Annotated in this window: 14 protein-coding genes; 7 read left to right on the forward strand and 7 right to left on the reverse strand. The window is 70.3% G+C overall.

Going from position 1 to position 11607, the window contains the following annotated elements:
• Positions 1-159 precede the first annotated feature (159 nt).
• Both E2651_RS45270 and E2651_RS15350 read left to right on the forward strand, forming a co-directional pair.
• Positions 160-465 (forward strand): MFS transporter, encoded by a 306-nt coding sequence (locus E2651_RS45270; protein ID WP_245238848.1) that lies wholly within the window; start codon positions 160-162, stop codon positions 463-465.
• 23 nt (positions 466-488) lie between these two features.
• Entirely contained in the window at positions 489-878 is a 390-nt protein-coding gene (locus E2651_RS15350) for a hypothetical protein (protein ID WP_135331686.1), read from the forward strand.
• Between the two features lie 263 nt (positions 879-1141).
• Here E2651_RS15350 and E2651_RS15355 read toward each other — a convergent pair whose 3' ends face one another.
• From E2651_RS15355 to E2651_RS15365, 3 genes are all read right to left on the reverse strand, one after another.
• The gene (locus E2651_RS15355; RefSeq protein WP_135331687.1) at positions 1142-1573 is read right to left on the reverse strand and encodes an ML domain-containing protein; all 432 of its coding nucleotides are present in this window, start codon (positions 1571-1573) and stop codon (positions 1142-1144) included.
• Between the two features lie 169 nt (positions 1574-1742).
• The gene (locus tag E2651_RS15360; RefSeq protein WP_135331688.1) at positions 1743-3131 is read right to left on the reverse strand and encodes a cytochrome P450; all 1389 of its coding nucleotides are present in this window, start codon (positions 3129-3131) and stop codon (positions 1743-1745) included.
• A 68-nt stretch (positions 3132-3199) separates the two neighbouring features.
• A complete protein-coding gene (locus tag E2651_RS15365) occupies positions 3200-4090 on the reverse strand; it encodes a GMC oxidoreductase (RefSeq protein ID WP_167828797.1) in 891 nt (296 codons plus the stop codon).
• On the opposite strand from E2651_RS15365, the gene E2651_RS43925 reads away from it, so the two are divergent.
• The 5 genes from E2651_RS43925 to E2651_RS15385 all read left to right on the forward strand — a co-directional run bounded on the left by E2651_RS43925 (position 4089) and on the right by E2651_RS15385 (position 7520).
• Positions 4089-4370, forward strand: coding sequence for a hypothetical protein (locus E2651_RS43925; protein WP_167828798.1), 282 nt, complete (start codon positions 4089-4091; stop codon positions 4368-4370). The two genes, E2651_RS15365 and E2651_RS43925, sit on opposite strands and share 2 nt — an antisense overlap.
• Before the next feature lie 164 nt (positions 4371-4534).
• Positions 4535-5845 (forward strand): FAD-dependent oxidoreductase, encoded by a 1311-nt coding sequence (locus E2651_RS15370; protein ID WP_167828799.1) that lies wholly within the window; start codon positions 4535-4537, stop codon positions 5843-5845.
• Positions 5846-5954: 109 nt separating this feature from the next.
• Positions 5955-6257, forward strand: a complete 303-nt coding sequence (locus E2651_RS15375) for a hypothetical protein (protein WP_135331691.1) — start codon at positions 5955-5957, stop codon at positions 6255-6257.
• Positions 6258-6403: 146 nt separating this feature from the next.
• Complete coding sequence (locus E2651_RS15380) at positions 6404-6808, forward strand: nuclear transport factor 2 family protein (RefSeq protein WP_167828800.1); 405 nt, start codon at positions 6404-6406, stop codon at positions 6806-6808.
• Positions 6809-6839: 31 nt separating this feature from the next.
• Positions 6840-7520, forward strand: coding sequence for a lamin tail domain-containing protein (locus tag E2651_RS15385; protein ID WP_209446157.1), 681 nt, complete (start codon positions 6840-6842; stop codon positions 7518-7520).
• Positions 7521-7766: 246 nt separating this feature from the next.
• On the opposite strand, the gene E2651_RS15390 is transcribed toward E2651_RS15385, so the two are convergent.
• The 4 genes from E2651_RS15390 to E2651_RS15405 all read right to left on the reverse strand — a co-directional run bounded on the left by E2651_RS15390 (position 7767) and on the right by E2651_RS15405 (position 11557).
• On the reverse strand, positions 7767-8255 hold the full coding sequence (locus E2651_RS15390) for a peroxiredoxin (protein ID WP_135331693.1): 489 nt from the start codon (positions 8253-8255) through the stop codon (positions 7767-7769).
• A gap of 133 nt (positions 8256-8388) precedes the next feature.
• Positions 8389-10011, reverse strand: a complete 1623-nt coding sequence (locus E2651_RS15395; protein WP_135331694.1) for a molybdopterin-dependent oxidoreductase — start codon at positions 10009-10011, stop codon at positions 8389-8391.
• A 122-nt stretch (positions 10012-10133) separates the two neighbouring features.
• Positions 10134-10685: a heme-binding protein gene (locus E2651_RS15400; RefSeq protein WP_135331695.1), complete on the reverse strand. Its 552-nt coding sequence runs from the start codon at positions 10683-10685 to the stop codon at positions 10134-10136.
• 212 nt (positions 10686-10897) lie between these two features.
• Positions 10898-11557, reverse strand: coding sequence for a PAS domain-containing protein (locus tag E2651_RS15405; protein WP_135331696.1), 660 nt, complete (start codon positions 11555-11557; stop codon positions 10898-10900).
• Between the last annotated feature and the right edge of the window lie 50 nt (positions 11558-11607).

Here is an 11607-nt window from a genome sequence, read left to right on the forward strand (position 1 = left end):
CGTCCATCGCGGGCGTGGCAGGGGCGCCCTCGCTCTGGCACCACCGGTCGTTCCGGCTCTACCTGCTGGGCGAGGCGGGAAGCGTGGCCGGGGGCTCCGTCAGCAGCGTCGCCATCCCCTACCTGGCCGTGGTCGAGCTGGAGGCGAGCACCGGCCCAGGTGGCGCTGCTGACGTTCCTCACCCAGGTACCCAACGTCCTCGTCGCGCTCCATGCCGGAGCGCTGGCAGACCGGGTCCGTAAGCGACCACTCATGATCTACACGGACTTGGTCTGCGCGGCGGTCCTCATCACCCTGCCCCTCGCCGCCGCGCTGGACTCACTCAGCCTGCTCCAGCTCATGTCAGTGGCGCTGGTGCAGGCAACCGCAGGCGTGATCCACGACGCGGCCGCCATCAGCTACGTACCTAAGCGCTGTCCGGCGAGATACTCCCGGGGGAGGATGGCTCATGCCGAATGCCAGTAGGGAGAGACCGTATGGCTCGGTTGGTGAACAGCACAGATCTCGAAGTCCGTGTCGACTGCCACCTGTTCGGACTCGCCGACGCGGAGGCGGACGAAAGCCTCCCCGACGCGGGGCGACCCAGCGCCTGGGCCGGTGTGGGCGAGTCGGCCCTGGTCTTCGAGAGCGAAGAGGACCTGGTGCGGGCCCGGCTCCGGCTGGAACTGTGGGATGGCCCGGCCGCGATCGACGGGGAGCAGTGGCCACGGACTACGACCGCGGCCTGGACGCTGCCCAGTGGCGTGCTCGGGGTGGACGAGCTGACGGCCGGGGCCGTCCCCGAGGTCTTCGTGGTGCCACCCGGGGAGTACGCGATGCGTCTGGGCTGGCATTCCGAGGGGGCCGCACTGGTGCAGATGTGGCCGACCCGAAGATGACGGCGCCGTGTCCCTGTGGTGCCCGGCACTCCTTCGGCCGGGCACCACAGGGCAGGCGGGCGTCCGTCACGAGATGAGCGCTGCGCGGTGACCGGAATCGGCGGCAGCACAGCGGTGCGTCCGCATGACATCCGGACGGAAGGCCCCGTCGTACGGCCTGGCCAGCAGCGAATCACCTGGGTGGTGCACAACCACCCAGCGCTGCCCTTGGGCGCGGCGTCGGACACGCCCGGCCCCTCGGGGAACCCGGCGACCCGGGCTTCTCAGGAGGTGGGGCCGAAGTCGACGTCGATGACCAAGTGGCACAGGTCGTCATCGTCGGCGGTGTAGCCGATGGCTTCGATCTTGAACTTCGCCTGGGGAACCTCGCGGGGCAGGTCCAGGGCCAGCGTCATCTCAACGCTGCCCTTGTCGATGCTCCCCTCCGGGGCACCGGCATCCAGGGTCAGGGGAATCTCCGGGTACTCACCACGCAGGCAGGCGAACAGGTCGTACCGCTTCCGAAGCAGTTTCACCATGCCCAGTTTGCAGGTGAGGTCGAAGTACGCGCCTGACCCGATGGTTTCCTCGGCCTCCGCCTTGATGGCGACCTTCCACTGTGAGCCTGGCTTCGGCTCCTCGGGCGTGGGAGAAAGGCTCCTGATCTGCAGCGGGTCCGTGGGTCGGCCAGCGTCCTCATAGCTCCAACTGGTCATGTACGAAGCGTAGCCGATCCACTTCGTGACGTTGCATCACAAGGGGGTAGGAACGCTCCAGGATCGGGAACACCTCACCGCGGGGCAACGGCCGCTCGGGGCACCCCCGCCGGTAGGTATGAGATGGGCGTGGAGCCGCACCCGGCCCGGCCGCCCTCGGTTGCCCGCTTCACGCCGAGTGGGCGGTGCGTGCCGAGATGCGCATGCGCAGGTCGCGCGGGTTGAAGATGACGCCGCGGGAGGGCCGTACTTGAGGGCCGGGGACCGGGCGCAGTTGCCAGCGGGCGGTGATGGTGGCCAGGGCCAGGGCAGCCTCGGTCGCGCCGAAGGTGTCGGCGATGCACTTGCGGGCGCCGCCGCCGAAGGGGATCAGGGATCCCTGTCGTGGGGCCGTGCGCCGGCTGCCGGAGGGGTTGTGTGGGTCCGTGCTGCTGGGGGCGAAGCGGTCGGGGTCGAAGCGGTCGGGGTCGGGGAAGACGTCTGGTTGGTGGTGGAGGAGGTACGGGCTGAAGACGATCACCGTGCCGGCCGGGACCCGGTGGCCGCCCAGGAGGGTGTCCTTGGTCGTCGTCCTGGTGATCAGCCACAGCGGCGGATACAGGCGCAGTGTTTCGGTGATGATGCGGCCGGTGAGCGGGAGTTGGGGCAGGTCGTCGTAGGTGGCCGGCCGTGTGCCGAGGACGGCGTCGAGTTCGGCGTGGAGGCGGTCTTCGATGTCCTGGCGTTCGCCGAGCCGGTGCAGCGCCCAGGCAGCGGTGGCGGCCGTGGCCTCGGTGCCGCCGATGTAGAAGGTGACGATCTGGTCGATGACTTCACTCTCGGACAGTTGGGAGCGCTGTGCCGCGTGGGGGTCGTGGTCGCGGCTGGTCAAGAGGATGGAGAGCAGGTCGTTGTGGTCTGTGCCGCCGGCGCGGTGGGCGTCGATGATCTGGCGGATGGTGTCGTGCAGGCGGGTGATGGCCTGTTGGTAGCGCCGCTTGCCCGGTGTGGGGAGCCGGTCGAACGGGGGCGGGGTGAACATGCGCTGGTGGGCGACGGCGCCAAGGACGGTGAAGTCGTCGATGAGTTCGCCGATGGAACGGTTGATGGGCATGTCGGAGAAGAGCGTTGCGGCCACCGTGCGCGCGGCGATGGCGCGGGTCTCAGTGAGCACGTCGATGGTCTGCCCGTCGCGCCAGCGGTCGGTCAGGCGGCCGATCTGCTCGGTCATGGTCTGCGCGTAGAGCGGGATGCGCTGGGGGTGGAAGGCCGGCTGGGTCAGGCGTCGTTGTCTGCGGTGGTCGTCGTGGGTGCAGGTGGCCAGGCCGTTGCCGAGTACCTCGCGGGCCCGTTCGAACATGGGGCCGCCCTTGTCGAAGGTCCGGTCGTCGACGAGGACCTGACGGGTCAGTTCGGGGCTGCAGACGATGACCGCACCGACCGGCCCGAACCGGAGGCGCAGCAGGTCTCCGTGCGCGGGCAGTGAGCGCAGATAGGCGAGGGGATCGCGCAGCAGGCGCAGGCTGTGGCCCAGGAGGGGGAGGTGTCCCGGGGCTCGGGGAATGGCGGTGGCGGGCATGGCGCTCGTTCTCCTCTGCGGGCAGGAGCGTGCGGGGTACGGCGTCGCGGGGGCGCCCGGGTGCTTGATCAGGGGTGGTCGGTGCCGGCGAGCGGTGGCCTCGGGTCGCAGGTGCCGGCGGACGGCCAGTGGGCGGTGGCTCGTTCGGCGAGGGCGGTGATGGTGAGGGCGGGGTTGGTGCCGGGGTTGGCGGGGAGCACCGATCCGTCGATGACGTGCAGGCCGGGGTGGCCGAAGACGCGGTGATAGGGGTCGACCACGCCGTCGGCCGGGCAGGCGGCCATCACGCAGCCGCCGACCAGGTGGCCGGTGCTGGGACGGTTGAGCCAGTTCCCGGGGACGTCGAATGCGGCGCCGTCGACCTGCTCGGCCAGGCGCCGGGCGAGCGTGTGGAGTTGGGGTAGCCAGGCGGGGCTGGGCGGCTCGCCCTGGCGGCTGGTGAGGCGGTGGCCGAAGGGGCCGCGGCGGCCGTGCAGGGTCAGGGAGTTGTCGGTGTCCTGCATGGCCAGCAGGAGCAGGGACTGTTCGGCCCAGCGCCGCGGGCGCGGGAGACCCGGCAGGTTGTGCCAGTGCCGGACGGCGGCGGCAAGGCCCTGAGCGAGGCGGGATCGGCCGGGGAGGGGGTCGACGAGCGGCAGCACGTTCATCAGGCTCATGAGGTTGCTGCCGGGCCCGTACCGGGCGACTTGAATCTGCGTGTGCGCGTCGACGCGCAGGCCCGAGGTGATGGCGACGCCGTTGTTGAAGACGGCGTCCGGACGGCAGGAGCGGACGGTCAGTACCGCCTCGGAGTTGGTGCAGCGCTTCAGGAGGCATACGGCCCGTGGGAAAGTGCCGTCCGGCTGGCTGATCATTCGGCGCGTCAGGAGATTGCCCAGGCGGCGGTGGGGAAGGGTCTGGCAGGTACCGGATCGGGAGTTCCGTCCCGGTCCCGCGAGATCGTCCTTGAGGAGGAGCATGACCGACTCCGCGTCGTTCCCCGAAGACCTGCGCAAGCCCCAGAAAGATGCCGCCGCGCCTTCGGAAGATGTGGCCCAACTGGCTCTGCGGTACGACGGCGACCGTCCGGCAGTGATCATGGGCGAGGGGGAGGCGATCCCCGGCACCCTCGTCGTGAACGACGCCAAGGGTGTCCCTGTCGCGTGTTATACGGCCGGCGCGCCGCCTCGCGCCACGCGCATCGTGGGGGGAGTACCTGCCGAAGAGGGCGAGCTCCCCTGGCGGGTTGCCTTGTACTGAGAGCTCGATCCCGGCTACTACCAGGTCGACCGCTGGCCGAGCAGCTTGCCGCGCCCCGAGTAGCGCTGCTGCCCCCTTACCCCTGCCCTGTGGTGCTTCCGCGCCGCCGGGCAGTCGGGCGGGAGAGGGCACCGATCGCAATGTGGGCCGCAACGGGGAGGATCATGCAGCAGAACGTCGAGGTCGCTGTTGTCGGAGCGGGGATGTTCGGTTCGGCGGCCGCCAAGTACCTGAGCCGGGCGGGCGCCGACGTCATGGTGATCGGCTCCGGGAAACCTGACGGCGAGGGCCGCGGAGGCGGCGGTCTCGCGCAGTTCGGTGCCCATCATGATGAGGCGCGGATCGTCCGGCGCATGGGGTGGGACCCTTTCTGGGCCGCCGTGGACTCCCGTTCGGCAGGGCGCCTGCGGGGCATCGAGGCGGCGTCCGGGATCACGTGCTACCACGAGTGCGGCGCGCTCGCGCTGATGGCCGGGTCGATCCGGCCCCGTACGCAGGCCATGCTCAGTGCGAGCAAGGCCGACGGTGTCACCGTGCACCTGATCTCGGACGCGGACCTGCGCCGCGAGTTCCCGGCCCTGGGTGTGCCACCCCTGGCGGACGGAGTCGACGGCCTGCTGGAGCGCGAGGGCGCCGGGTACCTCAACCCGCGTCGGCTGGTGGAGGCACAACTCGCCCTGACTACCGCCTCGGGAGGGCGAATCCTGCGCGGCGCCGTGACGGGTATCCGCCGGGACGAAGCAGCCGGGCTGTGGCGGTTGCAGGTGACGGGCGGCGACGGACGACACAGGGTCGGCGCCGAAAAGGTGCTCGTCGCGGCCGGCGCCCTGCTGAACCAGAGCGGTGCGCTGCCCCCCGGACACACCCTCGACCTCCGGGCCTTCACCGAGCCCAACCTGCTCTACGAGGTCGACGCCGGCCGGCTCGGCCCACTACGGGACCTGCCCACCGTGGTGACCGTCGATCCCGAGGACGCAGGCAACGCGAACCTGTCGCACTATCTGCTGCCGCCCGTCCGCTATCCCGACGGCAAGTGGTACGTGCGGATCGGCCCCGGCATGCAGCCCGTCGTACGTGAACTGCGTACGCAGCGGGAGACCCACGCCTGGTACGCGGGGCAGAGAGTCACGCCAGAGCAGGGCGCGCTCCTGGCCCGGATGATGCGCCTGATGGTCCCCGGCCTGGCGCCCGTTTCCGTACGGGAAGCCTGCTGCGTCGTGGACAAGACGCCCACCCGCTATCCGTACATCGGTCACCTCGACGCGGACCGCACCCTGGCGGTGGCGGTCGGCGGGAACGGCCACGGCGCCCGGGGCTCCGACGAAATCGGCCGCCTCGCCTCGGCACTCGTCCTGGGCCGGCCCTGGGACTTCCCGCTCCCGCAGGAGACTTTCGCTCCCATGGCAGCACCCAGCGACCAGGCCGATCGCGGCACCCGGCCGGACTATCTCAAACCGCCGTTCGGACTGTGCTGATGGCGTCGAACGGGCGTGATCAGCATCCGGGCGTTCTGCCGCCAAACCTGCGGCGGTGAACCGTGAACCAGCACCAGCACCAGCACCAGCACCAGCACCGGAGAGTCGAATGAACGAGTGGAACATCGAGATCGTTTCCGCCCCTGAAGCCTGGGAGGCCACCCGGGCCCAGCGCGGGATCCGTCAACCTGCCGCCGATCAAGCCCACGCGGACCAACTCCACAACCAACTCCCCACCGGCGCGCCCCAGCTGGCCATTCGCGTCCCCGGGTCTGACACACCCCTTCCCGAAGCCCTCCCCGTGACCGACGACAACGGTGACGTCGTCGCTGTCTACACGCTTCAGAAGCCACTCGGCGACGCCAAAGCCGGTGGCCACCAAGTCGGGCTCGCCCTCGATTTCGAGGCATGAGGACGCCACGCTCATTCCCGGCCGGTGTCCGGTTCCAGTCCTCAACTCCCCGCGGTCACACACGTATCGTGAGTCCCCGTTGCACCGACCGGCCGCGGCCCGGCGTCCACCGGGCCGTTCGTCTTCCACGCGAGAGAGACGGATCCATGCCAGCTCGTTCCTCCGCTCGTTCCTCCGCACAGATCGAGACCGTCCAGCGCTTCTACGGAGCGAAGGGCGATCTGGACGTCATCAGGTCGGTGGTGGCGGACGACGCGCAGTGGGACGTCGTCGAGGACTTCCCGAACGGTGGCGTGTACGACGGCCTCGACGCCATCATCGGCGACTTCTTTGGTTTCTTCTCGCACTTCCGGGAGTTCCACGCCCTCGGTGACGAGTTCTACGAGGACGGCGACCGTGTGGTCGTCCTCGGGCGCTACACGGGCGTCAGCCAGGCCGGCCGACCGGTGACCTCGCGGTTCGCACACTTCTTCACGTTGCGCGACGGGAAAATCGTCCGGCTTCAGCAGACCTGCGACACGGTGCCCATCGCCCGCGCCTTGGAGGAGTGAGGGACCAGGTTCAAGGGAGAGGAGCGCATCCGTGTGCGGGGTGGCGGGATCGGTGGATTTCGCGGGCGGCGGGATCAACCGGTTCGATGTCGACCTCGCGGTGCGCGTCCGGTTCGAACAGGACGCCGCCGACCGGGACTTCAGCTTCAGGTTCAACCACTTCGAGACCCCGAACGACGGCCCGAACCCGGACGACGAGGTCGACCTGCCCACCCGGGTGTCTCCGGAGAGCGTGACCATCGACGGCCAGGAGTACGCCGTCGTGATCACCGGCTTCAAACAGAACGGACAGATCGTCAACAAGTTCATCAGTCCGGAGAACGGTGCCAACAGCGCCGACATCGTCGCGGTGCTCTCCCGCGTGGGCGTCCCCGACGTCGTCATCGATCACGTCCGTTTCAAGGGCGAGGTCAAGCGCACCCAGGCCGACGAGTACGTCGAGATCGTCAACCGCGGCACCACACCCCAGGACATCTCCGGCTGGGTCCTGTACGCCGACGACCCGGGCCAGAACTTCACCTTCCCCCCGAACAGCAAGCTCCAGCCCGGCCAGCGCATCCGCGTCTACACCAACGAGGTCCACCCCGAGTGGGGCGGCTACTCCTACGGCATCGGGCGCCCCATCTGGAACGACAAGGGCGACACCGCCCACCTCCGCACCGCTGACGGCACGGTCACCTCCAACTACGGTTACGGCGCCATGGCACCCTGAGCCGGACCCGTCCGCGTCCGCGTACTCCCGGCGGACATGCGGTCCGCCGGGAGCCGGAGGCGATGTGGTCAGAACGTCGCGCCGATCGCGCAAACGCATCTCCGACGATTACCCGTGCCTGGGGAGCGTCTCGTCCCCTACCGGTCATCCACGGATAGAGATGGTTACGGGTAGTCGATCCCCTTTTCCTCACGGGCGTGCAAGTGACCAAGGCCCCCGGTCATGACGCCCATCCGGCAGACGCACTCACCGCGCCGCGAGGTCGTCGAGGCGGGCGGTCAAGGTGTCCACGGGCTGGAACCGCGTTCCCAGGAGGGCGACATGCTTCCAATGCAGGGTGCCGTCCGCCGCGACAAGGAAGACCGATCTGCGCAGCCCGAGCCCCGGGACGGCTATGCCGAACATGCGGGCCACCGCACGGTCGGTGTCCGCCAGCAGGGGCATGCGCAGCCCATGAGCTCGCGCGAAGGCCTCATGGCTCTCAAGGCCCTGCGGACTGATGCCCCAGACGTCCGCACCGAGATCCTGGAACTCTGCGAGGCCCTCGGAGTAGGCGCACAACTGCCGGGTGCAGACAGGTGTCTCGTCGCCAGGGTAAAAGGCCAGCACGAGCGGTCGGCCACGGGTCTGACCGAGTTCGTACTCACGCCGGAGAAAGCTGCCGTCGTCGGCCAGTTGGCCTCCTTGAAGGCGGAACTCAGGGACGGTATGACCGACTTGGAGTGACGATGCCATGAAGTGTTCCTGTCGTTGAGGCTACTTGAGGCTCGGTGCTCCAGACGATGTTCGCACCGTCCTGGCACGTCTACTGCCCCGAGGTCCTGACGGCCGCCGCCACGGGTTGTGGTTGCGGACGTACGCGCAAGCCTCAATCGACAGTGACGGCGACCGAGTGCCATCCGCTGGCCCCGTCCGGGATGGTGCGGGTGCGCTTCTCCGTCTGGGTGTCGCCCGCGCGGTCGGTGGCACGGACCGTGATCGTGTGGCCGCCGGAGGTGGCTTTCCAGGGGAAGGACCACTGGCGCCAGGTGTCTCTCGTGTCCTCGGCGGCCAGGTCGGCCCGCTGCCAGGGGCCGTCGTCGACGCGCACCTCGACCTTGTCGATGCCGCGGTGCTGTGCCCAGGCGACCCCCGCGACCATGACCGTCCCCGCCTTCGGCCTGGCGAAGGGCTTCGGGGTGTCGATCCGGGACTGGGTCTTGATCGGCGCCTTGGCGGCCCAGTCTCGCTTCACCCAGTACGCGTCGTAGTCGTCGAACGTGGTCAGTTCGATGTCCCTGATCCACTTGCAGGCGGACACATAGCCGTAGAGGCCGGGTACCAGCATGCGCACCGGGAATCCGTGTACGAAGGGCAGCGGTTGTCCGTTCATGCCGAGGGCGAGCATCGCGTCGCGGCCATCCATGATGTCGTCCACCGGGGTTCCGATCGTCATGCCGTCCACCGACCGGGCCACCAGCTGGTCCGCGGGGCCGCCACGCGAAGGCGGCTCGACTCCGGACTCGGCCAGCAGGTCGGCCAGTCGTACGCCGATCCAGCGGGCGTTGCCGATGTAGGGGCCGCCCACCTCGTTGGAGACACACGTCAGGGTGATGTCGCGCTCGATCAGCTCACGTCGCAGCAAGTCGTCGAAGGAAAGCGTCATCGGCCGCTCGACACCCTTGCCATGGATGGTGAGCCGCCAGGTCTCGGCGTTCACCTTGGGCACGACGAGCGCGGTGTCGACCCGGTAGAAGGCCTTGTTGGACGTCACGAACGAACTGATTCCCGGAACGCGCGGCTGAGCCCCTTCGGGCACGCCCGCGGCAGCGGACGCGGGGGCGGGAAGCACTACCTTGTTGCGCGAGGCCACGGCGTTCGCGCCCTGCGAGCCGTTCAGGGCGCGGCCCAACAGGCCCGCCGCTGTCGAGGCGGCCACCGCGGCCGCCGCGGCCATGACGAAACCGCGGCGGTCCCAGCCCTCTGCCTCGCCCTCGTCCTCCCGTGCCGCCGCCCCTTCGGAAGCGACGGGACGCTGTCGCAGGCGCCCGGCCAGGACGTAGAGCAGTGCCGCTCCCGCCACGGAGCCGACCAGCGAAGGCAGCGCATCCGTGATGCCGGTGGAATCGGGGCGGCTGGTGGCCGCGAGCGCGCCGACGACGCCGAACAGCAGCACGCCGGCCGAGCCGAGGCGGCGGTGGCGGGCCGCCAGGACACCGAGCGCGAGGGCGCCGAGTGCGAGTACGCCCAGGATGCCCAACTGCAGAATGAGCTTGTCGTCCGTCCCGAACTCCTGGATCGCCCAGTCCTTCACCGCGGACGGCGTACGGTCGATGGCGGCCCCGCCCACCGCCACCACCGGCCCCGACTCGGGGCGCACCGCGGCGGAAACCAGCTCGGCCACCGCCAGCGCGGCATATCCCGCGAGCAGCCCGCTGAGCGCGCCAAGACCGACGAGACGCCACGTCACACGGCGTAGTGCTGTCCACAGTTCATCGTTCACACCTGCCATCCGTACCCGCCGGCTGACGGGATCGGTCGTCCAACCGGGCACGGTCCCTCAGAGCACCGCGATCCCCAGCGGCCGTACCCCCGCGGGCAGCCGGCGGGTGCCGCCGGGGTACAGGGCCACGGTTACCTGGCGAGGGCGGCCACGCCGGCCTGGGCGAACTTCTCGTCCAGGTCGCCGGAGGGCGCGCCCGCGACGCCGATGCCCGCGATCGGGGCGCCCTTGGCGGCGACGGGGGCGCCGCCCGCCAGGAACAGCGTGCCGGGGATGTCCTTCAGCGTGGGGGCCTTGTCGAGGCGCTTGGCCAGCTCGGAGGTCGGGGCGTTCCAGGAGACGGCGGTGAACGCCTTCTTCTCGGCGGACTCGTAGGACTGCGGGCCCGCGCCGTCGCCGCGCAGGGTCACGATGGTGTTGCCGTTGCGGTCGACGACGGCGACGGAGACGCGCTGGTTCTCCTTCTCGGCGGCGTCAAGCGTCGCCTGCGCGGCCTCGGTGGCGGCGTCGATCGTCAGGTGCGAGGTCTGCGTGACGTTCTTGTTGGCGGCGTCGGCCTTGGCCGCGGCGGGGGCGGCCGGCGTGGCGGCGCTGGCGGAGACGGCGCCGAACGTACCGGCGGACAGGGCGGCGGCGGCAACGGTGCCGGTGAGGACGCGGGTACGCAGCGACATCTTCTTCATGGTGGCTCCTTCGTACGGACCGGCCTGACGGACCGGTGGACCGGCCGCATGGACCGGTGGACCGGCCGGATGGACCGGTGGACCGGCCGGATGGACCGGGGATGCTCGGGAAGCTCTGCGTTCCCGCTCTGACATCCATCCTGGGTCCGGATCCGGCCCGGTCCGGTCGGCCTAGGCGCCGCGTTCACCGCCCCCGACGGTCGACGGCCGGGTCAACCGATCGGTTGACCCCCGGCCTGTGGGCAGGCCACCACAGGCGGCCACTCCCCCGGAACCAGCACGCCCAGCGCGTACGCCCGCGCGACGAGCTCCGTCCGGTTCGACGCGCCCCAGCGCTCGGTCAGGCGGCGCAGGTGGTAGGTGACGCCGTCGCGGGTGAGGCCCGTCTCGCGGGCCGCTCTGGCCGTGGTGGCGCCCGTGGCGAGCAGGGCCAGGATGCGGGCCTCGGCCGGGGTGGCCGCCGCCACCGGCGGGGCGGGGGCGGGATCCTCGCCCAGTACGCGGAGCAGCACAAGGAGGCCGGGGACCTCGTCGGCGGTGTCGCTCACCGGCTCCACCGTCAGCTCGCCGTGGCGGCGCGCCCCGTCGGCGGCCTCCCAGCGCACGGCGACGGGGTAGCGGGAGCGGCGGCCCAGGCGCAGCGCCTCGACAATCCGGACGACCTGCGTCTTCTCCTCGGGGCGGAACAGTTCCAGTACGTTGCGGTCGCGCAGGGCGCCGGGCGGCGTGCCCCACTCCGTCGCCATCGCCGGGTTGGCCAGGAGGATCGCCCCGTCGGCGGCGCACACCGCGACCGGCATCGGGATGCGGTCGAACAGCCTCATGGCGCGGTTGCGCCACAGCACGGAGTCCGTGGCCGGCGCCGTGTCCATGTGCAGCAACTCCTTCCGTGCGAGACCGATCGGGGCGCGGGGCCGATCGG

The sequence above is a fragment of the Streptomyces sp. MZ04 genome, assembly GCF_004684775.1.
In the GTDB taxonomy this organism is placed as follows: Bacteria; Actinomycetota; Actinomycetes; order Streptomycetales; family Streptomycetaceae; genus Streptomyces.